The following is a 24,683-nucleotide window of genomic DNA, read 5'->3' as shown; positions in this document are numbered from 1 at the left end:
CAAGGCTTTGAGCCACGTTGATCATTCGACCAGCAGTTGCCTCATGTCTCACCCGATCAGGGAGCGTGAGATTAATGGGGGACAGGAATTATAAGAGTTGAAGGTAATAACGAATATTACTGATTACTAGTATAGTTTTCCGTTAACAGGATAAGATAGTCTAATGCTCCATATAATCCTGACAATTTATCAATCGTAAAATTATCGATATTTTGAGTAAAAATGTCCCTTTGTAATCGTCCAAATTGCCATAAATTACCATCATTAACTATGCCATAAACAGGACGTTGAACATCTTGAGGTGCGACCCGTGGCGAATTTAATTCGCCAACGGAAAGCGCACCTAAGATTTTTTTGGAAGCTACTAACTCGGCAAGGCATTGCCCCCAACCTTGTTGAAAATCATTTTTATTCGCCTCAACAATAATAACCAGTGGTTTTTCTAAAACCGTTTTTCCTAATTCCGATTTTGTCGAAAATATATAGTCAGGAGTCCCTGACAAAACTTGATCATAGAAAATGCTTTTTTTAATCCAGAAAGCATAGGTTTTATAGTATTTTTTATAGAGTTCTCGCAACAAGGGAGAAATGATAATTTCACTCCGGGAAGCTTCCGAGCTGAATACATCTATCGTTTCTTTATAAAACTCTAGGTCTTTTAAAAAAATTTCTGGTGGGTCAGTGTCTTGAGAAACTATAAATGTTCCTTATTCGTATTTAATTTGATAGTGTTTCTGTACATCAGCAATAGTTTTAAAGTCGCTAAATGCCATAGTTAATCAGTATCCTGATTGGGTCTAATCATATCTTAGACATCAAACTATCTCGTTATGATATTGGAACAGATGTGCGCCGTAGCCTAAGAGACTGTATATAAAGTAAATTATAAAGTATATCTTAAAACAGCGATTAGTCGCTGAGTTTCATAGCACTTACCAAGTATAAAGAGTGATCGCTCTTAACCAGAAGAAATAAGTATAAATACTTGATTACTTACAAAAATCAAGATTTGACTACAATTTAACCAATGCGATCGCTAAACAACATTAAGAGGGTGAAGCCAAGCTCGGGTTTGCTGGTTGTTGGGTAGTCGAGTGCGATCGCTTTTAGCGGAAGCTGAGGCCTAAGGCCAATCGCTCTTAACCAGAAGAAATAAGTATAAATACTTGATTACTTACAAAAATCAAGATTTGACTACAATTTAAGCAATGCGATCGCTAAACAACATTAAGAGCCAGAATTCCTTATTCTCGGGATTATGATCTATTTGGAGCTCTTAGCTGATCGGGTAAGCATTCAGCACTCAGCACTCAGCACTCAGCACTCAGCACTCCGCTTAATCCTTACGGCCAGGGAGAAGCTGACGTAACAAAGATTAAACTAATGCTTACCTGTTTTATTCAAAAGTCAAGTAGCGTGGCACAGGCTTCTACCGTGGCACAGGCTTCGACGCTGAGACCTAACCCATAAGCTGATAACTGATACGCGACACGCTGATAGCTGATTGCTGACAAATTAACTTATGAAAAAATCGATATTCAAAGAAAACCGAAAGTATACATTTAGTGACTATTTTGCGATGACCAATCCCACTGAGGAAATTGTTGGTGAGTTTGGTTACTCCTTTGCCATTGAAGTAATTGACCTCCCTAAGTCTACTAACTATGACCTAGATATCATTGAAAACCTCAACCATACCTACTACACCATTATTCCCAAAATAAGCATTACCTCGGAAATTGCCAAACGGGAATTTCTGATTGCCCCACTAATCCTGGAAATTGCCAAGCTGCTCCCAGTTAAAGTCAATGTTGAGTATCCCCTAGACATTAACGATCAGCTAGGGGGAGCGCTAGACTACTTATTAAAAAGTAGTCAAAATCTGATTATTATAGAAGCCAAAAAGAAAGATATTGATGGTGGTTTCAACCAGTTAGCAGCAGAATTAATTGCTTTAGATAAGTATGAAGAGAGCGAATCTATTGAAGTCCTCTATGGCGCTGTTACTCTGGGGGATATTTGGAAATTTGGAACCCTTGATAGGAAACGGAAGCACATTGCCAAAACTATTCAAAGTCAGACTATTCCTAGGGATACAGAAGAGATATTCTCAATTCTGATTGGAATACTAAGCTTAAAACCAGGGCAGAGTTCAATTAAGTTGTAACCTATAATCTATAACCTGCAACCTATGGTCAATCGGGAGTAACCGATCATGATTATTGTCATTGACAACTACGACAGCTTTACTTACAACTTAGTACAGTACCTAGGAGAATTGGGTACCCAATTACCTGTTGCATCAGAGATTCAGGTCTATCGCAATGATAAAATTGATTTACAGAAAATTCGCCAACTCAACCCAGATGGGGTAGTGATTTCTCCAGGACCAGGACGTCCTGAAGATGCTGGCATATCAAGTGCTATCTACAGCAATTTGGTGTCAAATATACCAATTCTAGGGGTTTGCTTGGGTCATCAAGCATTGGGTCAGGTATTTGGTGGGAAAATTGTTTCGGCACCAGTATTGATGCATGGCAAAACCTCAGAGATTCATCACACTGGGGTTGGGGTTTTTCGGGAATTACCCAATCCTTTCACAGCGACTCGATACCATAGCTTAGTTATTGACCGCAGCAGCTGTCCTGATGTCTTGGAAATCACGGCTTGGGTAGATGATGGCACAATTATGGGAGTTAGACATCGGAACTATCCCCACCTCGAAGGCGTCCAATTTCATCCAGAGAGTATTTTGACCTGTTCTGGTAAGCAACTTCTAAAAAACTTCTTAGAATCCCTGCCAGCATCTGCTACTCTCTCTATATCTCCCTGAAAATAAACTTGTTTCCAAGAAACCATGAAACGGCGACAGTTGATGCGCTATGTGAGTGCGGGTGTACTCACAACTCTTTCAACCGGCTTAGCTTCTGGACTCACTTCTTACCAAGCACAGCCATCACGCAATGTACTGACAGTACAGTGGCTTGGTCATACCTGCTTTTTATTTACTGGGGGTGGTGTGCGAGTTTTAGTCAACCCATTCCAAACCATTGGGTGTACGGCTAGATATAAATCACCAAAAGTAGAGGCAGATTTAGTCCTAATCAGTAGCCTACTACTAGATGAAGGAGCAGCGGAAGGAATACCGGGGAGTCCCCGGCTCCTCTTTGAACCGGGTATTTTTCAAGTAAATGGGCTAAAATTCGAAGGAATTAGTATTCCTCACGACCGAGTCGGTGGACGTCGGTTTGGTAATAATGTGGCTTGGAAATGGACTCAAAATGGTATCAATATCCTACACCTGGGAGGAGCAGCAGCACCTCTAGATATTGAGCAGAAAATTCTGATCGGGCGTCCTGATTTAGCGTTGATTCCAGTAGGAGGGGGACCGAAAGCTTACAACCCTCAAGAAGCTAAACAGGCATTTGATTTCCTTAAGGCCAAGATCATGATTCCTACTCATTTCCGAACCAAGGCCGCTGATGCCGAACAGTGTGATATTTTGCCACTGGAGGAGTTTTTAACATTGATGAAGGACACACCCATACGCCGTGCCAAAAACGATACCATTAGGATTAGCTCAAGGGATTTATCCCAGGATGGGTCAGTGATTCAACTAATGAGTTACAACTACAACTTTTAGAATGGGCTTGCCTAGCCCCTTACCCAGACTGCAACCGCTTTTCTGGACTGGTGGAGTCCCACACGCTGAGAACTCCAGTGACGCTCAGTAGTTTATGGAAGCTATCTCAGTCCAACCTAGCATAAGAATCCCCAGCTATAATTTTTAATTTAGCTGGGGTGCGTTCAAATAGCTCTCTATAGGCACCAGTTAGAAGTATCAGTTAGTCGGAGTTGGTACAACCTATACGGTAAAATTGCCATTAACCGGTTATATCTAGGTGGGCTTAGGCTAAAAAGAAATATAGCGAACAACTAACCAATAACTAAGGATGATTCCACAAACCGAATATAAAGAGCGTCGTGAACAGTTGATGAGTAAGATTGGCAACGGGACCGCTATCTTTCGGAGCGCCCCGGTTGCCATTATGCATAATACTGTGGAATACAATTTCCGACAGGATAGCGATTTTTTTTACTTGACAGGTTTCAATGAACCAGAGGCCGTAGTTGTACTAGCGCCCCATCACGAAGAACACCGATTTGTCCTGTTTGTGCAACCGAAAGAACCAAAGAAAGAAGTATGGACAGGCTATCGGACAGGTGTCGAAGCAGCAAAAGAACTATTTGGTGCTGATGAGACCTATCCGATTACTGAGTTGGATGAGAAGTTACCTCAGTATTTAAAAAAGGCCGATCGAATTTATTACCACTTGGGACGGGATAAAGCTTTCAATGATACCATCCTGAAACACTGGCAAAGGTTGATGGCTCTTTATCCCAAGAACGGAACCGGACCGATGGCTCTCGAATCCACTAACTTAATTCTCTATGGGATGCGCCGGGTTAAGAGTACTAGGGAATTGAAGTTGATGCGTCAAGCTGTGGAAATCTCTGTGGATGCCCATAACCATGCTAGAGCATTTACTCAACCTGGACGTTATGAATATGAAGTGCAGGCAGAGCTAGAACATGATTTTCGGCGACGAGGTGCCATCGGACCGGCATATCCGAGCATAGTAGCATCTGGGGCTAATAGCTGCGTTCTACACTATACCGAGAACAATCGACAGATGCAAGATGGGGATTTACTACTGATTGATGCTGGTTGTTCTTATGGGTATTATAACGCTGATATTACTCGGACATTTCCAGTGGGTGGTAAGTTTACCCCAGAGCAGAAAATTCTGTATGAGTTGGTCTTGAAGGCACAGTTGAATGCGATCGCACAAGTTAAACCAGGGAATCCCTTTAATCAATTTCATGACACCGCTGTGAAAATCCTGGTGGAAGGGTTAATCGATTTGGGACTCCTGGCTGGTGATAGTGAGGAAATTATTAAAGAAGAGAAATATAAACATATATATATGCACCGCACTGGTCACTGGCTCGGGTTGGATGTCCATGACAGTGGAGGCTACAAACAGGGGGAAAACTGGCAGATTTTTCAGCCCGGTAATGTAGTAACAGTGGAACCAGGACTTTATATTGGTCCTGATATTGAGCCTGTGGAAGGTCAGCCAGCTATTGATCAGCGCTGGCGCGGGATTGGGATTCGGATTGAGGATGATGTGTTAGTGACTGAGTCAGGGAATGAAGTATTGACTGCTGGTGTACCGAAATCCTTAGAGGAGCTAGAGACTTAAGCTATTGTTCATCTACACCAAGATATCAGCCCGTGGGTGGTGCGTTGTAAAATTAAGAATGTAGAATTAAGAATGTAGAATTAAGAAGGTAGAATTAAGAATTAAGAATTAAGAATTAAGAATTAAGAAGGTAGAATGTAGAATTAAGAAGGTAGAATTATAGGTTCTAAAGTTTAAATTATGTATGCTGACAGAAAACCTTCAACTTTAAATTGATAATTACCAATTCTAAATTGTAAATTATAAATTGTAAATTCTAAATTCTAAATTCGTAAGCATTCAGCGGTCAGCGGTCAGCCGTCAGCTTTGTGGCACAGGCTTCTAACCTGTGACTTTCGTGACTATTAAACGAATGCTTACCTGTTTTATTCAAAAGCTGTTATTGTAGCGTGCCCTATCCCATAAGCTGATAGCTGATAGCTGATAACTGATAGCTGATAACTGAATGCTTACCTAAATTATAAATTCTTAATTCTTAATTCTACATTCAAAAGGTCTTTGCAGAATGGGTTAGTGGATCAAACTCAAATCGCTGGTCGTAGTTTGTTTCCCCATAAATATTAAAGGTAATTGTTGGTTCATCTCCCATTGCTTCCACACTATGGATCCCATCAGAGGTAAAACTAATAATATCTCCAGGGAATAGGATTTTTTACCCAACTTGTTCGATGCGATCGCAAAAATCTGGGTCATCAGTACGCCGCCAAAAGGTGTTTTTTTCCTGGCCACTGATCACCGCTACTACTCCCCATGTACCATGGTTGTGAATCGGAGAAACTCCCACAACCAATACTGCTCCTGGTGAGAGTACTACAGAGCAAGGCAATCCTTGTGCTGGTAAAAAAAATCCTTGTGCAAGTAAAAAGAATCCTTGTGCAAGTAAAAAGAATCCTTGTGCCGGTAAATAAGGTGTCTTAATGATGTCCACCTATAATCTCCCGCACCTAAGATGCTGTGATCATCGGTGGAGCGAGCCCCTATTACTGCTGGTGTGATGGCAGCTTGGGATGTCCCTGGGCATACTACCTGGGGATACTACCTGGGCATAGTAGCAGATTACTTAATTGCTGCCTCGCGCTATGTCTGTGCCAGCAGCCCTTGCCTTGACCTGTAGGATTTATAAGCCATCTGATCATAATCAGTTTGATCAAAAGTTTGACAGCTTTTAAGATGACAGCTTGTCATATAATTGAACCGTTGACAGTCATGGTTCAATTTTTTTATGAAAAACATAGCATTGAAAAAGCTACTATCACTCCTAGTGGTAACGGTCTGTATCTTAACCTTTACCTATGGTTGCGGCGGCCCAACTACAGCTACTGTTCCTCCAGAAACCACACCTGCCCCAGCTGCTGAAGTTGCCCCAGAGGCGGAAGCCCCAGCGGAAGTCCCTGAGGTGGCTGAAGAAGAACCCGCCCCAGCCGAACCCACCGAGGTCGCTGAAGAAGAACCCGCCCCAGCCGAACCCACCGAGGTCGCTGAAGAAGAACCCACTCCAGCCGAACCCACCGAGGTGGCTGAAGAAGAACCCGCCCCAGCCGAAGCCACTGAGGTGGCTGTAGCACCTGAGCCTGCTGCCGCAGCTGCTCCAGAAACTTACACTGTAAAAATGGGTACAGACAATGGCCAACTAAAATTTGACCCAAGTGTTCTTACCATCAAACCGGGGGACACCGTCAAGTGGGTGATGAACAAAATTGGTCCTCATAATGTTATTGTTGAGGGCAACGAATCACTGAGTCATAAAAACATGTTGATGTCTGCGGGTTCTTCCTATACATCTACATTTGATGAGCCTGGTAAATACTCCTACTACTGTGCCCCTCACCGTGGTGCTGGCATGGTAGGCAAAATCAATGTTGAAGCTGCATCATAGTAGCACTAGGACTAGGGCTGTTGATCAAGACTTTATTTGGAATGTGAAAACCACAGAGGTTTCACAAGATTAACTATTCTAAGACTTAAGCGATCGCAAATCGTGGTAGTTCAGTGAATTGCAATCAGCACTTACCCAGCAACTATAACCCTAGGGTATGACGTAAGGGCGCACGGTGTGCGCCCTTACTGCGTTTCAAGTCAGGAAGAAACCAATAAATTTGACAGCTTGTCTTTTGACGGAAAGAAATACATGATCTGACAATCCTGTATGGACTAGCGAACTTGTTTTTTTTAATCTCATGAGACAAATTGCATTGAAAAAGCTACTATCACTCTTAGTGGTAACGGTCTGTGTGTTGACCTTTACCTATGGTTGCGGTAGCGCAACTACAGCTACTGTTCCTCCAGAAACCACACCTGCCCCAACTGCTGCAGTTGAAACAGTGGAATCCCCAGCGGAACCCACCGAAGTAGCAGAGGAAGAAACTACTCCTGCTGAACCAGAAGCAGTAGCAGAGGAAGAAACTACTCCTGCTGAGCCAGAAGTAGTAGCAGAGGAAGAAACTACTCCCGCTGAACCAGAAGAAGTAGCTGTAGCACCTGAGCCTGCTGCTGAGCCAGAAGCAGTAGCAGAGGAAGAAACTACTCCTGCTGAACCTGTCGAAGTAGCTGTAGCCGTAGATGACGCAGCCCTAAAGAAATCAGCACAAGTCTTCTCAGCCAACTGTGCCGCTTGTCATGCAGGTGGAAAGAATTTAATCAATACCCAAAAAACTCTGAAAAAGGATGCCCTTGAGAAGTATGGCATGTATTCTAAGGAAAAGATCGTTTACCAGATCACCAATGGTAAACCCCCCATGCCAGCCTTCAAAGGTAAGCTAAAAGAGGAGCAGATTGCAGCGCTTGCTGATTATGTGCTGTATCAAGCTGACAATGGTTGGTAATAGCTTGATTCAATTGGGTTTATAAACGATTTGTGAAAATCAATCGTAAGCATTCAGCTATCAGCTATCAGCTATCAGCCGTCAGCTATCAGTGATCAGTTATCAGCTATCAGCTATCAGCTATCAGTGATCAGCTATCAGCTAAAGGCTGACTAATAACGGCTGACGGCTGACGGCTGACGGCTGACGGCTGAATTCTTACTCACAACCTATTTATCATTCCTAGATCAGTATTAGTGGTTAGTAGTTAGTTGTTGGTGTTATTTTCATTACCAACTAGCTACTGACCACTAATTATTTTTTTTGACATCCTCCCCCGTTAAATCAGAGATTATAACGGGGGATTCCCAAACCTCACGATCTGGGTTTACTGCTTCTTAAGCACTTATCTAGGTTGTTACCAACCCCCGACAGCCCGCCTACACAGTCAATTTTTCCCACGATCTGCCCGACCGCAGTGATACCACGTTGACAAATCACTTGAGCAGCTGAAACATCTCTGTTGATCTCGTAATGGCATTCGGGACAAAAGTGGATACGTTCAGATAAATCTTTTTTGCCTGTATGTGTAGCACAATTTGGACAAATTTGACTAGTGTACCTGTGATCAACCTTGCCAAAATATACTCCTCGTTTCCAACAAACCCAGACCAGAATATTGAAGAACTGACCAAAACCTGCGTCAAGGGTATGTTTACCTAACATCCCTTTTGCCCAAGTTCTAAAATCTAAGTCTATGTCCTTCGGACAGGCTTCGCCAACAACAAATATCATTCCAGCTTGGTCACAAAGATGATGTGCTAACTTAAAGTGAAAATCTTTTCGAGTATCTGATATTTTTTGATGAAGTCTTGCAATTTTACAATTAAGTTTATGTCTATTTGCCGACCCTTTTTTCTTTAACTTTAATCTGCGTTGTAGCAATTTCAGCTTACCGTGCAGCTTGGTTAAAAATCTAGGCCGCTCTATTAACTCATTGTCGGAAGTTGCTAAAAACTTGTCTAGCCCAATATCAATCCCCAGTGGATGACCCCACGCTGGTATATCAGGAATACTGACTTCACTTTGTAAAGACAGCATTGCAAAATAACCACTAGCCCGTTTAACTATCCTAACTTGCTTGATTTTAAATCCATCTGGAATTGGTCGTGACAATCTCATCTTAACTAATCCAATCTGAGGTAGCTTGAGCCACTCGTTTTTCATTGGATTAGTTTTAAACTGAGGGAATACAAACGACCGCATCCGGTATTTATTTTTAAATCTAGGAAAACCATATCTCTGCTCTCTCATATTATTAAATGCTCGGTCTAAATTCTTTAAGACTTGTTGTAAAACTTGAGCATTTGTTCTTTTAAGTTCAGGATTGGTCTTTTTGGCTTTAGTTAATTTTGCAGCTTGTAATTTGTAGTTGGGATACGGTTCATCTGCTGGAATTATATATTCCTGCTGTAAAGAACAATAATTAACTGCACATTTCCTACTTTTGTACCAGTCTTTTCGTTCTCTTAAGGCGTAATTCCAAACCTTTCTACAAACCTTCAAGATATCTTCGATTACGGCAATTTGTTGTTGAGAGGGAATTAACTTGTACTCGTAGGTTAGTGTCAGCATACTTAAATTATAACACAATTCTATCCAGGAATGCTACTTGAGTAGAACTAAGCTTTTGGCCGCAATTCACCTCCCGCTAACCCTGCGGGTATAACGGGAGGTGAATTGCTCTATATCGATAGCGCTGTGCTATAACTGAAGATCTTTCTAATAAGATGATTATTGATTTAACATTTTATCGGTCTTTACTAATGATATTGATCGAGATTTTTTTTCCATTAATCATCACCTAAACATCAAATCATCAAGGGGTGATAATGATCATTATCACCCCTTGAGCCCCTAAGATTATTCCTCTTGCTCTATCGGCATACCTATATCAAGAAAAATCAAAAATTTCGCATCGGGCATCAACTGCTTCAGAGCCTGGGAATAGCTTTTGGCATCGGAAAGGTTCTCAAACCGAGCGAAAACTAGTGGTGGCATCGGTGGCAATAGCCGAATCATTACCCATCGGTATAGTTGACTGTAAGACATAATGTAAGTTGTCTCCTTTACATGGGGATCAAGAGCCAGCCCGAGCCCGACAAGATCTGCGGGCTGGCTCTTCCGTGGAATTTATTCTCCACGTTTTCATTATATCACAAAAAATATTATATTATAGCATATTTTTTTAAATTTTGTCACAAATTCCTTTAGGGAGTAGGGAGTAGGGAATAGGGAGCAGGGCTATAATTTTAGATTTTATTAAGTTTTTTTGGTCAGGATTTGTGATATCCTCTCGGTAGTCGTTAGTAAAACAATCATAATCATCGATAGCGAACCCGTTTCTAATGGGAACTCCCCTGCTGCGGTTTTCCTTAGGGATTCTAATCGCAAAGGCAGAGCAAACCCATCTTATTAATAAGCAAAAATCCTCTATATCAAAGGCAACAGGGAGTAGGAAGTAGGGAGTTAAAATTATCACAATTGCTACAGCGATTGCTATAAGTATCAATAGTTAGAGGATTAATCTTATATCCAGTAGGGATTTAAAAATAATACTGGTTTATCCTGGTCAAGCAACTAATGACTATAGCGCTTCTCATAGTAATTAAAGTATAGAGTATTTTTTCCCTACTCCCTACTCCCTACTCCCTACTCCCTACTCCCTACTCCCTACTCCCTACTCCCTACTCCCTATTCCCTACTCCCTACTCCCTACTCCCTACTCCCTACTCCCTAATTTATAGCTCACCCAATTAATAACTCCTAAAAATGCTAATGAAAGCTCAAACAATTCTAGCGAGATATGCCCAAGGAGAAAGGGATTTCCGAAAGGTAAATCTCAGGGGTCAGTCATTCCAAGGGAGAAACCTGTCTGGGGCAGATTTTAGTGACGCTGATCTTAGAGGAGCTAACTTTAAGAATGCGATGCTCAGGGGAACTAAGTTCTGTAAGGCAAAGGCTGGATTACAAAGATCCTGGTCAATTGTTATTCTATTGGTTTCATCGATAGCGTTAATACTATCAGCAATTGCTTCATTTTATGGTGGGAGTTATGCAGCATTTATTGTTAACTATGTCCAGGGTTCAAACCTAATCTTTGCCTGGATAGCCTTGGTAGCAATAATTGTTTTATTTTTTGTTATCCTTGGTCAAGGTATTCAAACAGTCCAAGCTTTAGTGGTAGGCTTGGTCTTTGCCTTTGCCGTAGCTGTCGCTGTCGCTGGAGCCTTTGGCTTAGCCTTCCCCTTCGCCCTAGCCTTTGCCTTAGGCTTACCCTTGGTCATAGCCCTAGCGGTAGCTACCACTGGAGCGGCAGTGGAAGTGTTTGATGGTGTCTTAATTGGAGTCTTAGGCTTGTTGGTAGCAGTAGGTGGAGCTGTAGCTGGAGTCTATGCCATACAGCAGTTAGCCTTGCCCTTTGCCAGAACCGGAACCTTGGGCTTCCAGCTCGCCTCTTCCTTAGCTGGAACTTTAGCCTTCCTCTTGGCTTTACTTGGTTCTTACCTGGGCTGGGGTGCTCTAACGGAAGACCCTAAACATGCCTGGATTCGGACGAATGCGATCGCATTTGCGGCTACAGGGGGTACTAGCTTTTACAACGCTGACCTAACCGATGCTGACTTTACCGGAGCTACCCTCAAAAATACAGATTTAAGACAGGCTAATCTTACTGGTACTAGTTTGGAAAATACTAGTAAACTTGACTTGGCTAGACAGAGCTAAGGTGAGCTATCAGTGGTCAGCCGTCAGCGGTCAGTGGTCAGCTTATTTGCTACGGCCAACGGCTGAGGGTTCTTTCCCTATTCCCTGTTCCCAGATCCGCTGTTCCCTTTCCATTAATATAGCGCTATACTTTTAAAGTTTCTTAATTTGCTTCAATCAGAAAATATGATATATTGTTCAGTGAATATACTGAACCCAGTTTATCATCAAGACTCTGTTCCTTCGGTTTTCCCTAGGGAGTCTAATCCCTAAGTCAGGGGAAATACATCTAAATTAATTAATCAGCACAAATAATCTAATTATTAATACTTCAGGTAAGCCGTCAGCCGTGAGCTTTTAGCTCACGCTACGCGAACAGCCGTCAGCTCTTAGTTATCAGCTTGTTTTATTCAAAAGCTGAATGCTGAATGCTGAATGCTGAATGCTGAATGCTGACCGCTGAATGCTGATAACTGATAGCTTACTATGTTACTACCACTAATGGAAGCTATGAAAGCTAATGAAGTTCTAACCAGATATAAGAATGGAGAAAGGGATTTCCGCAGGGTAAATCTCAGAGGTCAGTCTTTCCAGGGGCAAGACCTTTCAGGAACAGATTTTAGTGAAGCTGATATTAGGGGAGCCAACTTTAAGAATGCTATTCTAACCGGAACTAACTTCTGTAAGGCCAAGGCGGGATTACAAAAACGGTGGGTAACTGTTCTTCTGTTAGTTTCCTGGATAGTGTCAGGACTATCAGGAATTCTCTCCTTCCTTGGTGGGGGGGTAGTAGCGTTTATCTTTGACAACTTAGATAACCAAGTCTCCAGCTGGATAGCTTTGGTTTGTGTAATTATAGTATATATTGTTATCCTGCGTAAAGGTATGGGAGCAGGAGCCGTCCTCGGTTTCGTCTGTGCTTTCGGTGCCGTCAGCACCGTTGCCATCGACAGCGGCAGCGTCAGCGGCTTCGCCTGCCCGATTGCCATCGCCAGCATCTATGCCGTTGCCATCACCAGCGCCAGCGCCAAGACCAGCGCCAGGGCCAGCGCCAGGGTCGTTAGCCTCTTCATCACCAGCGCCAGCGCCAGCGCCATCGCCTTCCGATTAAGCGGATCTGTAGACATAGCCGTAGCCATAGCTGTAGCCTTAGTCTTAGTATTACTTGGTGCTTACCAGGGCTGGCGTGCTCTAAAAGGGGACCCCCGAGATGCCTGGATTCGCACTACTGCGATCGCATTTGCGGCTACAGGGGGTACTAGTTTTTACAACGCTGACCTAACCAATGCTGACTTTACCGGAGCTACCCTCAAAAGTACAGATTTAAGAAAGGCTAATCTTACTGGTACTAGTTTGGATAATACTAGTAAACTTGACTTGGCTAGACAGAGCTAAGGTGAGCTATCAACCGTCAGCTGTTAGCTGATAACAAGGGTAAATATTCAGTCGGGAGTCGGGAGCACTTCCCACATTCCCCTTTCTTTCCCTGTTTCATGGGTATAGCGCTATATTTTTTGATTGTTCTAAGTCTTTTCGCTCAGGATTTTAAGTGTTTTATCTGAGAAATTGTTATATACTCAGAGCTCTGGTTTGTGATAGGATCATAATTGATTAAATTGAATCAGTTTCTAATTGAAACTTCCCTCCTTTGATTTTCCTTGGCGATTATGATCGCGAAGGCAGGGAAAATGCATCTAAATTAATCAGCAAAAATACTCTAAGAATCAATACTTAAGGTAAGCATTCAGCAGTCAGCTGACGTAACAGAGATTAAAGCAATGCTTACCTGTTTTATTCAAAAACTGTTCGCGTAGCGTGTGCGTAGCACATAAGCTGATAGCTGATAAACCACTATATAACTATCACTAATGAAAGCTGAAGAAGTTATAAGCAGATATAAGAATGGAGAAAGGGATTTCCGTAAGGAAAATCTCAGAGGTCAGTCATTCCAAGGAAAAGACCTTTCAGGGGCAGATTTTAGTGAAGCTGATATTAGGGGCGCGAACTTTAAGAATGCTACTCTAACCGGAACTAAGTTCTGTAAGGCGAAGGCTGGATTACAGAAACGGTGGACAATTGTTCTTCTGTTAGTTTCATGGATAGTGTCAGGACTATCAGGAATTGTATCCTTACTTGGTGGGGCGGTAGTAGCGTTAATCTTTGACAACGACTTAGAATCCCAAGTCTTCGGTTGGATAGGTTTGGTTATACTAATTGTAGTATATAGTGTTATCCTGCGTCAAGGGCTCGGAGCAGGAGGCGCCATCGCCAGCGTCATCGCCAGCGCCAGCGCAATCGTCATTGCAATCGTCTTTTCCATCCCCATACCCGTCGCCAGCGCCATACCCGTCGCCAGCGTTATCGCCAGCGCCACCATCATCGCCATCGCCACCATCATCGCCACCGCCATCGCCACCGCCATCGCCACCATCATTACCAGCGCCACCATCATCGCCACCGCCGTCGTGGGTGCCTTCAGATTAAGCGGACCCGTAGACATAGCCGTAGCCATAGCTGTGGGCTTAGTCTTAGTATTACTTGGTGCTTACCTGGGTTGGCGTGCTCTAAAAGGAGACCCCCGAGATGCCTGGATTCGCAATATTGCGATTGCATTTGCTGCTACAGGAGGTACCAGTTTTTACAACGCTAACCTAACTGATGCTGATTTTACGGGAGCTACCCTCAAAAGTACAAATTTAAGAGAGGCTAATCTCACCTGTACCTGTTGGCGAAATACCATAAAACTTGACCGAGCTAGACCAGGTAAAACTATCTTAGCTGATACTGCTGTCAGAGAATTATTGATAACTGGTAATGGTTATAATACTAATTATAGTAATGCCAATCTTAGAGGCGCAAATTTAAAAGGAGCTAAGTTAAAAAGGGCTAATCTAAAACTGGCTGATATTAGCGAAGCTACCTTAGAGGAGGCTAATTTAGAATGGGCTAATTTAACTGAAGCTCAAGCAGTTGGTACTGATTTTACTCATGCTTATTTAACCGGAGCTTGTTTAGAAGCGTGGAATATTGACTCAACAACTACCTTAACTAATATTGATTGTCAGTATGTCTTTTTACTAGAGAAGCCCAATCCTCAAGGAAGTCGAGAGCGTCGTCCCCATGATCCTGATCGGGTTTTCCAACCAGGGGATTTTGAAAAGCTCTATAAAAAGATTATGAATACCGTGCAGATTCTGCTGCGGAATGGTGTTAATCGAGAAGCATTTCGTCAAGCCTTCCAAAAAATAATGGCGGAATATCCTGAAATTACTCATGATTCGATTCAAGCCATTGAGAATAAAGGTAATGATGTTTTGCTTACCTTGGAAGTGCCAGAAGCCACAGATAAAGGTAACGTTGAAAAACAATTTTTACAAGTTTATGAAGTTAGGTTAAAAGCAGAGAAAAAAATTGCTTTTCTAGAGGGTAGAGAAGAGGCTATAACTCACCATATTCAGGATCTAAAGGAAATTGCTATAGCCTCTAACAGCAATCATTCATCGAATCCTATAGTTAATTTTACAAATACAGCTAAAGCCGAGAGTGATATGTCAGATAATTCACGTAATTTTAATATAGATAATCTAGATATAGATCAAAGCAGAGCTAATAATCCTAATAACTTTAATGTTTTCAACGACAATGCTAGACAAGTTAACACGAATAATTTTACATCAGAACAAAAACAAAGCCTAGCCGAAGCAGCAGCAGAAATCCAGCAACTCCTCAACCAACTATCCCAGACTAATCCCACTACAACCAACAAAGAAAAGATGACAGTTGTAGGTGAAGTTATTGACCAAATTGAGACTAACCCAACCTTAAAAAATAAGGTGATCAATGCCCTGAAAGCAGGAGGATTGGAAGCCTTCAAGGAAGCTATAGATCATCCTCTGGTGAATATTTTGATGGCAACAATCGAGGGATGGAGGGAGGTTTAGGCGTAGGGTGTGTTAGGGACGGGCTCGCAATGATTTTCTCCGTCGCCAGTGTTTAAAAAGCCCGTCCCGTAACGCACCACCGGGTCAAACAGCTTTAATGAGATGTATGAAATTAATGTTTAGTAGTAATTTCCGAAATAGCGTTGCCTCAGTCTTTGAATGAATATCAGTAGAGTGGGCATCCTGCCCGCCCGCAAATCTATTAAATATCAGTAGAGTGGGCATCCTGCCCGCCCGCAAATAAGCATGAATATCAGTAGAGTGGGCATCCTGCCCGCCCGCAAATCTATTAAATATCAGTAGAGTGGGCATCCTGCCCGCCCGCAAATCTATTAAATATCAGTAGAGTGGGCATCCTGCCCGCCCGCAAATCTATTAAATATCAGTAGAGTGGGCATCCTGCCCGCCCGCAAATCTATTAAATATCAGTAGAGTGGGCATCCTGCCCGCCTGAAAATAAGCATGAAACTGGCAAGATGCCAGTTCCACGCCTGATGCCCATTCCATGATCTATTGAAACTGGCAAGATGCCAGTTCTACCAAGATGCCCATTCCATGATCTATTGAAACTGGCAAGATGCCAGTTCTACCAAGATGCCCATTCCATGATCTATTGAAACTGGCAAGATGCCAGTTCCACGCCTGATGCCCATTCCATGATCTATTGAAACTGGCAAGATGCCAGTTCTACCAAGATGCCCATTCCATGATCTATTGAAACTGGCAAGATGCCAGTTCCACGCCTGATGCCCATTCCATGATCTATTGAAACTGGCAAGATGCCAGTTCCACGCCTGATGCCCATTCCATGATCTATTGAAACTGGCAAGATGCCAGTTCCACGAATTTTTAGCCTACTCCAGTCAGTAATGCCACCGATTAAGATGAGAAATAGGAACAAATTTCTCTAATCTTGTCACAACAATCAACAATGAAAGGACTCTGGCTCGAAAACCAGCAACTGCAACTGCGCACTGACCTACCTGTGCCATCACCACCCTCTGATGAAGCCTTAGTGCGGGTGTTGCGTGCGGGGATATGCAACACGGATTTGGAACTAATCCGAGGCTATTACCCCTACAAAGGTATATTAGGTCATGAATTTGTTGGTGTTGTGGAAGATGGACCAGACAATTTAGTCAACCAGCGGGTGGTGGGAGAAATTAATGCCGCCTGTGGTGAATGTCGATTTTGTAGAAGTGGACAACCGACTCACTGCCAAAACCGTACTGTCTTAGGTATTGTTAACCGTAACGGAGCCTTTGCTGACTATCTGACCTTGCCGGTAAAAAACTTACATCCCTTACCCGATACTATTTCTACTGATGCCGCCACCTTTACTGAGCCCTTGGCTGCTGCTCTGGAAATTCAAGAACAAGTGAGGGTACGTCCCGATCACCAGGTGTTAGTAGTCGGAGACGGTAAGCTCGGACAACTGGTAGCACAAACCCTAGCCCTAACGGGCTGCAATTTGCTAGTGATTGGCCGTCATCACGAGAAATTGGCCAATTTAGAAGCCAGAGGAATTAAAGTAGGCTTTGCCGATGCCATCACTAACGGTAGTTTCGATATCTCAGTCGAGTGTACTGGCAACCCCGAAGGCTTTGCCCTTGCCCGTGGAGCCTTGCGCCCACGAGGTACCCTCGTCTTAAAAAGTACCTACGCTGGCCAGCTAACCTTTGATGCATCATCTCTGGTAGTAGACGAAATTACCCTAATCGGTTCCCGTTGCGGTCCCTTTAAACCAGCCATTGATTTACTAGCACAAGATAAAGTAAATGTCAACTACCTAATCCAAGCTCATTACCCAGTTGAGGAAGGGTTAACCGCCTTTAACCATGCCCAGCAGCAGGGAGTCTTGAAAATTTTACTGACCATGGATCAGAACTCTTGAAACATGATCAATAGGTGATGGAATTTAAGCTATCAGCGGTCAGCTCTCAGCTATCAGCTGAATATCAGTAGAGCGGGCATCCTGCCCGCCTGGGTATTATACAGGCAAGATGCCCGTTCCACGCCTGATGCCCGATACAGGCAAGATGCCTGTTCCACCCAATATCAGTAGAATGGGCATCCTGCCCGCCTGGGTATTATACAGGCAAGATGCCCGTTCCACGCCTGATGCCCGATACAGGCAAGATGCCTATTCCACCCAATATCAGTAGAGCGGGCATCCTGCCCGCCTGGGTATGATACAGGCCAGATGCCCGTTCCACGCCTGATGCCCGATACAGGCAAGATGCCCATTCCACTCAATCTCAGTAGAGCGGGCATCCTGCCCGCCTGGGTATGATACAGGCAAGATGCCCGTTCCACGCCTGATGCCCGATACAGGCAAGATGCCTATTCCACACTCCCTATTCCCGATTCCCTACTCCCTACTCCCTACTCCCTACTCCCTACTCCCTACTCCCTACTCCCTTTACTAAACCATGACTTATCAACAACAATCCGAATTCGAGAAATCTCTAAATATCCGTGCGATGACCACCAAACAAATTTGGTCTTATTCTACTGTGATGTTAGCGATTTGTATGATTTTTGCCCCAGGCAAATATAAGTTAGCTCTACCGATGATTGTCATCGGGGGCGCAGCAACTAGCACCGCTTTTGTTTGGCACTCTCATAACAAGTCCGATAAAACCCTTCTTCCTAATCAAGTACAACAAATAGAAGAACGCCTCGGTAACATAGAAACTATTGTGGGACGGGATGATTTGGAAGTAAATTTGAAACTTAAACAGTTAGAAGAAAAGATATAGTACAGCAGTTTTAAATTGGATGAGGTACAAATTCTTGGGTTTTAGGGAGCAGGGAGCAGGGACTTCGGAGCAGGTAATAGGTAAAAAATACTGTGTACCTGATAGCTAGTAAAAACGCTGTATTTGTAAGTTTAGGTATAAACGAAATATAGTATTATAATTGAGTATTATATCAGGCTCGATTATAGTATATAAGGCTAGATAATTTGGAAAGATATCACCTAATATAGCGTTGATCATACTTATGAGGTACAGTCAATCTTATTACCTCTACTCCCTACTCCCTACTCCCTACTCCCTGCTCCCTTAAAAAAAAGACCTCACCTAATTGAAAACCGCTATACAATAATAATGCTCAAAACGAAGACTTATGTAACTGCTACACTATCTACACTACTCCTAGCACTAGTAATTGGATGTAATGGGGCGGATTCCCCAAAGGGTGTATCTCCATCTCCTGATCCAGATGCTTCCAAGTCCTCAGAACCAGAGAATGCACTAAAGGTGATCCAAAAGCCTGATCAACCCCTAACCGTTGCGGAAACGAATCCTAATCCAGGAAGCCAACAGAGTGTTGACCAATACCTGAAAGGATTATCCGCCAAAGGGATGACCAAGACCAATCAAGGCATATGGATCGAATCAGGAGATACCCTCTTAGCGAATTACCAAGGCACTACTCCCTTACCCGCAGCATCCCTTACCAAAGCAGCCACCACCCTAGCCGCTCTTTCTACTCTTGGTCCTGACCACCAATTCATTACCAAATTTAGCGCCACCGGACCGATTGAGAACGGGGTGCTACAAGGAGACCTAGTGGTTGAAGGATCAGAAGACCCCTTTTTTGTTTGGGAAGAAGCCATAGCAGTAGGCAACCAGTTAAATCAGTTAGGAATCAAGCAAGTAACCGGTAATTTGGTGATTGTGGGTAAGTTTTATATGAATTTTGAGACCTTACCCCTCAAAGCTGGCACTCTGCTCAAGCAAGGCTTGAATGGTAAGAGTTGGCCACCAGCAGCAGAAACTCAGTATCAGACCTTACCCCCAGGTACCCCTAGACCAGAAATTGCGATCGCAGGCTCTGTGCAAGTGGTAGCTTCACCCCCTGACAACCTACAGCCCCTAGTGCGCCAGTATTCCTTTCCCCTGGCGGAACTGCTGAAGAAAATGAATCGCTACAGTAATAATAAAATGGCCGACATGCTAGCGAATACAGCTGGTGGTGCCAAAGTGGTAGCCCGCAAAGCAGCAGAAGCAGCGGGAGTACCCCAATCAGAAATTAGCTTAATCAATGGGTCTGGTTTAGGTGAAGAAAATCGCATGTCTCCTCGGGCTGTCACTGCTGTATTTCTCGCCATTGAGCGCTATCTTCAGCAATACAACATGACCGTTGCTGATGTATTTGCCATCGTAGGAGAAGACAAAGGTATATTAAATGAACGTCCATTGCCTAACTTAGCAGTAGTTAAATCCGGTAGTTTGAATTATGTTAGTACCTTAGCCGGAGCCTTACCAACTCAAACCTATGGCACTGTTTGGTTTGCTGTCATGAATTCAGGGGGAGACTATACCAAATTCCGGACTGAGCAAGAGATGCTGCTAAAAGAATTAGTAACTAAATGGGGAGTGGTGCAATCTCTTCCTCCTGACATTAAACCATCACCTCAGAGGATCGGTAAGAGGTCGTTTAGTGAAATTGTTAGGTAGGGAGTAGGGAGTAGGGAGTAGGGAGTAGGGAGTAGGGAGTAGGGAGTAGTCAGCGGTCAGTAGTCAGCAGTCAGCCGTGGCACAGGCTTCCAGCCTGTGACCTAACCCGCTGCATCGCTTATTCAAAAGCACCGATCTAGTAGCGTGGGCATAAGCTGATAGCTGATACCTGATAGCTAATAGCTGATAGCTTACCTCCCGAATCCCGACTCCCGATTCCCGATTCCCGATTCCCGACTCCCGATTCCCCACTCCCTGCTGTATCCTAGTTGAGTGTTAACAAAACTCTCATTAACTGAGAAATATAGATGGCAAACCCAACCGCAACCCTAGAAACCTCTTTAGGCACAATTACCGTGGAATTGTTCACAGATGTGATGCCAGAGACAGCCGGTAATTTCATTAAACTAGCCAAGTCTGGTTTCTACGATGGTCTTCATTTTCACCGGGTGATTAATAACTTCATGATTCAGTTTGGCTGTCCCTATAGCAAGGATCCCAATAGTGGTCGCGCCGGTACCGGGAATGGTCCTGACGGCTGCATCCAGGATGAGCACCCGGACAATGCCAAAATCTCCAATCAGCCAGGTACATTATCTATGGCAAATACCGGTGCTCCCAATAGCGGTAGTTGTCAGTTTTTCATCAATACACGGGACAATTCCTATCTCGATTGGTTTTCTCCAGGCCCCTCGAAGCACCCAGTTTTTGGTAAAGTGACTGAGGGTATGGATGTGGTGCAAAAGATTGAAAGCACCCCTACTGATCGCGGTGATCGCCCCAAAACCCCTGTTCAAATGGTGAAAGTGACGATTAACGAATAACGTAAGCTATCAGTAATCAGCTATCAGTAATCAGCGGTCAGCAATCAGTTATCAGTTATCAGTTATCAGTTATCAGCTATCAGCTATCAGCTACCTGTAGGGTGGGCAAGGTTTTGCCCACCCTACACATGGAGTCTGTGGGTAAGTCCTGATCAAATAAGCTGACGGCTGACCACTGACGGCTGACCACTGACCACTGACCTTTTCTCTTTTTCTAAGATATTCTTCAACAAGCCGAGTTGATATAATATGAATATATCACTAGGGGAGCAAATTCTTTAGTGTTAGCGTCTACCGGGAATAGTCTGACTTAGGAACGGTAAAACCCATGAACACATCACCCTGGCTAGCAGCTACTGCCATCACTACAGCTTCTTGCCTTACCTTAGGCGCTATCAATCCAGCAGCAGCCAATACTTTTGACAACATCGAAGTTAACGGAAACAATTTTATTGCCGTTGCTGCCCCTTTTGGCTACAACCGCTATCAATTACTAGTCATTGAGCAGATTGCAAACTGGCAAGCGTGCTGGGGTGAACGTGGCACTAACCCAGTTGTAGTAGAGCCTCTGCTGCTCAACTTTGACTTTACAGGAATTTGTGGCCGCAGTACAGACAGCAACGGCTATTCTATGCGCGTCGATAGTCAAGACTTCGGCCTAGACTATATGCTCAGAGTGGTTAAGCGGAATGGGGAATTGGTATTAGTAGGGAGTCACCGCATTGACCGCAATGCCCCAGACATTGAGCTTGGCCGCACCAGAGGTTTGGCTAATGGCTTTCTCAAAATCTTTCTTGATCCTGGTTGGCGATTTACCAAACGTGTCTATCAAGGCAGACAATTAGGTCATATCTATCTTACCTATGGTGCGATCGCTAATACTGTCGCGCCACAGTGGAACAGTAGCCCTCAACCTTCACCACCTACCCCCAGCAGGGAATATATTTTTACCAAACCACAAGCCCAACCAAAGACTAGTGGTGAACGTTTTCCTGACACTAGCCCTCAACTTCCAGCACCTGCACCGGCAGAATCCTCAGATGATGGCATACCAGTGTTTGAGGGGTCTAATTAAGAATTTCACGAGTAGGGAGATAGGGAGATAGGGAGATAGGGAGATAGGGAGATAGGGAGATAGGGAGATAGGGAGATAGGGAGATAGGGAGATAGGGAGATAGGGAGATAGGGAGATAGGGAGATAGGGAGATAGGGAGNCAATTTAGTCATTAAAATCTGACAAATTAGTTGGGAGGAAGCAACTCCAATGACTAACAATTCGTGATTCGGCCTTCGAGGAGGGTTAGATAAATTTGGCCAAAATCACGACTATTCGTCCAAAATTCTCCCCATCTCCCCATCTCCCCATCTCCCCATCTATTTTTGGCGAGAATGAAACAGCCCTGCTTTTTTAAGGGGGATAATGGGGGATCTCCGAGGCAAGAAAACACGCCCTAGCCCCCCAATTCTGGGGGGAAAAACTCTCAAAGTCCCCCAGCGAGGGATTGCTCGCTGGGGGACCAACGGGGGCTTTAATAAAACTAGATGATCGCGCATTCATTCCTTAATTCAGCAACGCCAAAAATCAGGGGTTTAGCCAATAGACATCTCCGACAAAGAATCTGAAACCCCGATCCTATCTAGGTGAAAACCTAATTTCTGGAGATGTCTAATCGGTAATTTCCGATCGGGCAAGGGTAAATAGAGAATTACAGAGGTTTTACAGGTGTAGAGGGGTAAGTCCTGTGTTAGTGATGTTTGCCCAGGGCAAAACTAAAAGCCAAAATGAGGTTATTCTGCTCTTTCTATCTGGTAAAGTTCAAGGGATGATTAGACTATCCTAGGATTGGGTTCAAATTCTTGAGTACTTTACCTGATCTGATCTGGCTAGCAGCTACAAGTTACTGACCAAGAACTATAGCTTTTAGCTTTTGGCTAACTGCTAAGTTTGTTACCCCTAACCAATGACCAAGTAGTTTTTGAGGAGTGAGTGTGAAGAGTAATTTTCCTAAGACCCTTTCGATGCAACTGAGTATGGCAGTATTGACCATGGTCAGTTACCAGCTGTCTGCTACTGCTGAAACACCTAGCCATAATTCATCGGTGAAGCAATTGACCCAGACCGCAGCAGCGGTGAGACCCCAGCAATTAGCAGCAACTTCCACCATCACAGTTGACCCTGATCGATTTAATCCGGAAACTAAACAGACTCCTAAAAATATATTCAGACCAACTAATCTGCCATCAGACAATCTCAACACTATCACTGACCATCGAGCTAATTCCCGTTTAGGGCAATTGGACAGGATAGGGGCAGCGGTTCGTGCCAGTAAGTCGGTAGGGTCTCCTAGTGCATTGGTGAACCGCTCCCAATTCAATGCCTCAGTCGCACCAATTGCTGACTATACAGTCAGACAGGAGCAGTTACCATTAGCCAATTTAGAAGCCAATTTAGAAACTATCCAGTATCGTGCTGATCTCTCCAAACAAGAGCTAGAAGCGATCATTGAGGAATCCCAAACACCTTCTCAACAGTTAAATAATCCTGTGGTAGCTTCACCGAGACCAGGTACCTTAGCTACATCTGTGGCAGCTCTAAAAATACAACTAGATCCAGCCACCTCTGACACCTCACCAGCCACCTCCTATGAAGTAGGCACCCCTGTAGCTCAGAGAAATATTGATCCTACTGGCAACAGCCTCGGGGTTGGAAACTATATTGGAATTGGCGGTCATATCGGTTTTACTGATGATGGCACCAATATTGGTCGAGGTGGCTTTATGATTAACGGCAAATACGATTTATCCCCCACCCTATCAGTGCGTCCTAGCATACTAATCAATGATGATGCTACCTTTGTGATCCCAGCCACTTACAACTTTATTTTCCAGGATGAACCGTTTGAGCCGCCTACTTACTCAGCTTTCGCTGGTGGTGGTTTGGCTTTTTCTACAGGTGATGACAACAATGTGGGTTTAATCGTTACTGGTGGTGTTGATTGGCCTTTTGGACCCAATTTTGTGGCCAATGCTGCATTAACTACTGGAATTTTCGTTGATGGTGCCGCAGATGTGGGAATCTCCTTTGGCATTGGTTACAGCTTCTCTAACTTTGGCAGGTAGAAAAGGGACAAATAGAAGCTATTGAGCTAGGTAGACTTAATCAAATTTTCCAGATCTCTTGGTGCCCGTTCCCTAGCGCTTTTAAAAAGCGCGGGGCCGCACCGCTTTTCCAAGCAACGAAAGTTTGATTTTTGCCAGTTGAGGATACTCAACGGAGAGGGAGGGATTCGAACCCTCGGATAGGCCTGAACCTATCAACAGATTAGCAATCTGCCGCTTTCGACCACTCAGCCACCTCTCCAAGGTAGTGTCTATCCATGATAGCACATTTTTGAGCTTTTGACACTCCCCGCCCTGGAAGGACGGGGATTCTCATTTCAGCGTTCGCGTAGCGTGGCCTACGGCCTTGCTGTCTTGCTCACCCAAACCGGAGTCAGGGAGAGTAGAGGACAATTCTCCATGAGCGTGATTGATCAATGATCCCGGTTCCGGTGTGCCCCACCGTACCTTTTTTTTAGATCTTTTTTTTATATAGATAGATACTTTTTTTATCTAA

27 protein-coding genes and 1 tRNA gene are annotated in these 24,683 nt (G+C 43.9%); 19 read left to right on the top strand and 9 right to left on the bottom strand.

What is annotated here, in order from left to right; all coding sequences use genetic code 11:
* Nucleotides 1-116 precede the first annotated feature (116 nt).
* Nucleotides 117-581 carry a hypothetical protein gene (locus F6K51_RS01320; protein ID WP_293017476.1) on the bottom strand — a complete coding sequence of 155 codons (465 nt, stop codon included), beginning with the start codon at nucleotides 579-581 and terminating at the stop codon, nucleotides 117-119.
* Nucleotides 582-1,522: 941 nt separating this feature from the next.
* Here F6K51_RS01320 and F6K51_RS01315 point away from each other — a divergent pair.
* The 4 genes from F6K51_RS01315 to F6K51_RS01300 all read left to right on the top strand — a co-directional run bounded on the left by F6K51_RS01315 (nucleotide 1,523) and on the right by F6K51_RS01300 (nucleotide 5,267).
* Nucleotides 1,523-2,167: a hypothetical protein gene (locus F6K51_RS01315; protein WP_293017475.1), complete on the top strand. Its 645-nt coding sequence runs from the start codon at nucleotides 1,523-1,525 to the stop codon at nucleotides 2,165-2,167.
* A 48-nt stretch (nucleotides 2,168-2,215) separates the two neighbouring features.
* The gene (locus F6K51_RS01310; RefSeq protein ID WP_293017474.1) at nucleotides 2,216-2,833 is read left to right on the top strand and encodes an aminodeoxychorismate/anthranilate synthase component II; all 618 of its coding nucleotides are present in this window, start codon (nucleotides 2,216-2,218) and stop codon (nucleotides 2,831-2,833) included.
* A gap of 24 nt (nucleotides 2,834-2,857) precedes the next feature.
* Nucleotides 2,858-3,643 (top strand): MBL fold metallo-hydrolase, encoded by a 786-nt coding sequence (locus tag F6K51_RS01305; protein ID WP_293017473.1) that lies wholly within the window; start codon nucleotides 2,858-2,860, stop codon nucleotides 3,641-3,643.
* Between the two features lie 310 nt (nucleotides 3,644-3,953).
* Nucleotides 3,954-5,267, top strand: coding sequence for an aminopeptidase P N-terminal domain-containing protein (locus F6K51_RS01300; protein ID WP_293017472.1), 1,314 nt, complete (start codon nucleotides 3,954-3,956; stop codon nucleotides 5,265-5,267).
* A gap of 652 nt (nucleotides 5,268-5,919) precedes the next feature.
* On the opposite strand, the gene F6K51_RS38270 is transcribed toward F6K51_RS01300, so the two are convergent.
* Nucleotides 5,920-6,195, bottom strand: coding sequence for a hypothetical protein (locus F6K51_RS38270; RefSeq protein ID WP_365939889.1), 276 nt, complete (start codon nucleotides 6,193-6,195; stop codon nucleotides 5,920-5,922).
* Nucleotides 6,196-6,231: 36 nt separating this feature from the next.
* Between F6K51_RS38270 and F6K51_RS01290 the strand changes: the two genes are divergently transcribed.
* The 3 genes from F6K51_RS01290 (at nucleotide 6,232) to F6K51_RS01280 (ending at nucleotide 8,089) form a co-directional block, all read left to right on the top strand.
* Nucleotides 6,232-6,381 (top strand): hypothetical protein, encoded by a 150-nt coding sequence (locus tag F6K51_RS01290; protein ID WP_293017471.1) that lies wholly within the window; start codon nucleotides 6,232-6,234, stop codon nucleotides 6,379-6,381.
* 108 nt (nucleotides 6,382-6,489) lie between these two features.
* A complete protein-coding gene (petE, locus tag F6K51_RS01285; RefSeq protein ID WP_293017470.1) occupies nucleotides 6,490-7,143 on the top strand; it encodes a plastocyanin in 654 nt (217 codons plus the stop codon).
* Nucleotides 7,144-7,444: 301 nt separating this feature from the next.
* Complete coding sequence (locus F6K51_RS01280) at nucleotides 7,445-8,089, top strand: c-type cytochrome (protein ID WP_293017469.1); 645 nt, start codon at nucleotides 7,445-7,447, stop codon at nucleotides 8,087-8,089.
* Nucleotides 8,090-8,443: 354 nt separating this feature from the next.
* Here F6K51_RS01280 and F6K51_RS01275 read toward each other — a convergent pair whose 3' ends face one another.
* The 3 genes from F6K51_RS01275 to F6K51_RS01265 form a co-directional block, all read right to left on the bottom strand.
* Nucleotides 8,444-9,703 carry a transposase gene (locus F6K51_RS01275; RefSeq protein WP_293017468.1) on the bottom strand — a complete coding sequence of 420 codons (1,260 nt, stop codon included), beginning with the start codon at nucleotides 9,701-9,703 and terminating at the stop codon, nucleotides 8,444-8,446.
* A gap of 288 nt (nucleotides 9,704-9,991) precedes the next feature.
* Nucleotides 9,992-10,180, bottom strand: coding sequence for a hypothetical protein (locus F6K51_RS01270; protein ID WP_293017467.1), 189 nt, complete (start codon nucleotides 10,178-10,180; stop codon nucleotides 9,992-9,994).
* Between the two features lie 136 nt (nucleotides 10,181-10,316).
* Complete coding sequence (locus tag F6K51_RS01265; protein WP_293017466.1) at nucleotides 10,317-10,640, bottom strand: hypothetical protein; 324 nt, start codon at nucleotides 10,638-10,640, stop codon at nucleotides 10,317-10,319.
* Nucleotides 10,641-10,906: 266 nt separating this feature from the next.
* Here F6K51_RS01265 and F6K51_RS01260 point away from each other — a divergent pair, with 266 nt between their 5' ends.
* From F6K51_RS01260 to F6K51_RS01245, 4 genes are all read left to right on the top strand, one after another.
* Nucleotides 10,907-11,854, top strand: a complete 948-nt coding sequence (locus tag F6K51_RS01260) for a pentapeptide repeat-containing protein (RefSeq protein WP_293017465.1) — start codon at nucleotides 10,907-10,909, stop codon at nucleotides 11,852-11,854.
* Nucleotides 11,832-11,990, top strand: a complete 159-nt coding sequence (locus tag F6K51_RS01255) for a hypothetical protein (RefSeq protein ID WP_293017464.1) — start codon at nucleotides 11,832-11,834, stop codon at nucleotides 11,988-11,990. Before F6K51_RS01260 ends, F6K51_RS01255 begins: the two co-directional genes overlap by 23 nt.
* A gap of 344 nt (nucleotides 11,991-12,334) precedes the next feature.
* On the top strand, nucleotides 12,335-13,228 hold the full coding sequence (locus tag F6K51_RS01250) for a pentapeptide repeat-containing protein (RefSeq protein ID WP_293017463.1): 894 nt from the start codon (nucleotides 12,335-12,337) through the stop codon (nucleotides 13,226-13,228).
* A gap of 473 nt (nucleotides 13,229-13,701) precedes the next feature.
* A complete protein-coding gene (locus F6K51_RS01245) occupies nucleotides 13,702-15,774 on the top strand; it encodes a pentapeptide repeat-containing protein (protein WP_293017462.1) in 2,073 nt (690 codons plus the stop codon).
* A 375-nt stretch (nucleotides 15,775-16,149) separates the two neighbouring features.
* On the opposite strand, the gene F6K51_RS01240 is transcribed toward F6K51_RS01245, so the two are convergent.
* The gene (locus tag F6K51_RS01240) at nucleotides 16,150-16,281 is read right to left on the bottom strand and encodes a hypothetical protein (protein ID WP_293017461.1); all 132 of its coding nucleotides are present in this window, start codon (nucleotides 16,279-16,281) and stop codon (nucleotides 16,150-16,152) included.
* Nucleotides 16,282-16,435: 154 nt separating this feature from the next.
* Nucleotides 16,436-16,675, bottom strand: a complete 240-nt coding sequence (locus F6K51_RS01235) for a hypothetical protein (protein ID WP_293017460.1) — start codon at nucleotides 16,673-16,675, stop codon at nucleotides 16,436-16,438.
* 30 nt (nucleotides 16,676-16,705) lie between these two features.
* On the opposite strand from F6K51_RS01235, the gene F6K51_RS01230 reads away from it, so the two are divergent.
* The 5 genes from F6K51_RS01230 to F6K51_RS01210 all read left to right on the top strand — a co-directional run bounded on the left by F6K51_RS01230 (nucleotide 16,706) and on the right by F6K51_RS01210 (nucleotide 20,243).
* A complete protein-coding gene (locus F6K51_RS01230) occupies nucleotides 16,706-17,668 on the top strand; it encodes an alcohol dehydrogenase catalytic domain-containing protein (protein ID WP_293017459.1) in 963 nt (320 codons plus the stop codon).
* Nucleotides 17,669-17,777: 109 nt separating this feature from the next.
* On the top strand, nucleotides 17,778-17,939 hold the full coding sequence (locus tag F6K51_RS01225) for a hypothetical protein (protein ID WP_293017458.1): 162 nt from the start codon (nucleotides 17,778-17,780) through the stop codon (nucleotides 17,937-17,939).
* A 138-nt stretch (nucleotides 17,940-18,077) separates the two neighbouring features.
* A complete protein-coding gene (locus F6K51_RS01220) occupies nucleotides 18,078-18,203 on the top strand; it encodes a hypothetical protein (RefSeq protein WP_293017457.1) in 126 nt (41 codons plus the stop codon).
* 3 nt (nucleotides 18,204-18,206) lie between these two features.
* Nucleotides 18,207-18,536, top strand: a complete 330-nt coding sequence (locus F6K51_RS01215) for a hypothetical protein (protein WP_293017456.1) — start codon at nucleotides 18,207-18,209, stop codon at nucleotides 18,534-18,536.
* Nucleotides 18,537-18,887: 351 nt separating this feature from the next.
* A complete protein-coding gene (locus F6K51_RS01210; protein ID WP_293017455.1) occupies nucleotides 18,888-20,243 on the top strand; it encodes a D-alanyl-D-alanine carboxypeptidase in 1,356 nt (451 codons plus the stop codon).
* Between the two features lie 63 nt (nucleotides 20,244-20,306).
* On the opposite strand, the gene F6K51_RS01205 is transcribed toward F6K51_RS01210, so the two are convergent.
* Nucleotides 20,307-20,495: a hypothetical protein gene (locus tag F6K51_RS01205; RefSeq protein ID WP_293017454.1), complete on the bottom strand. Its 189-nt coding sequence runs from the start codon at nucleotides 20,493-20,495 to the stop codon at nucleotides 20,307-20,309.
* Nucleotides 20,496-20,551: 56 nt separating this feature from the next.
* On the opposite strand from F6K51_RS01205, the gene F6K51_RS01200 reads away from it, so the two are divergent.
* The 3 genes from F6K51_RS01200 (at nucleotide 20,552) to F6K51_RS01190 (ending at nucleotide 24,187) form a co-directional block, all read left to right on the top strand.
* The gene (locus tag F6K51_RS01200) at nucleotides 20,552-21,067 is read left to right on the top strand and encodes a peptidylprolyl isomerase (protein WP_293017453.1); all 516 of its coding nucleotides are present in this window, start codon (nucleotides 20,552-20,554) and stop codon (nucleotides 21,065-21,067) included.
* 328 nt (nucleotides 21,068-21,395) lie between these two features.
* On the top strand, nucleotides 21,396-22,142 hold the full coding sequence (locus tag F6K51_RS01195) for a DUF3747 domain-containing protein (RefSeq protein ID WP_293017452.1): 747 nt from the start codon (nucleotides 21,396-21,398) through the stop codon (nucleotides 22,140-22,142).
* A 914-nt stretch (nucleotides 22,143-23,056) separates the two neighbouring features.
* Nucleotides 23,057-24,187 (top strand): hypothetical protein, encoded by a 1,131-nt coding sequence (locus tag F6K51_RS01190; RefSeq protein WP_293017451.1) that lies wholly within the window; start codon nucleotides 23,057-23,059, stop codon nucleotides 24,185-24,187.
* 152 nt (nucleotides 24,188-24,339) lie between these two features.
* Here the strand turns inward: F6K51_RS01190 and F6K51_RS01185 are convergent.
* Nucleotides 24,340-24,428 (bottom strand) — tRNA-Ser (locus F6K51_RS01185).
* Between the last annotated feature and the right edge of the window lie 255 nt (nucleotides 24,429-24,683).

The organism is Moorena sp. SIO3I8, assembly GCF_010692325.1.
GTDB lineage: Bacteria > Cyanobacteriota > Cyanobacteriia > Cyanobacteriales > Coleofasciculaceae > Moorena.
The sequence above is the reverse complement of the archived record's forward strand: the minus strand, read 5'-3'. Positions and strand labels throughout refer to the sequence as shown.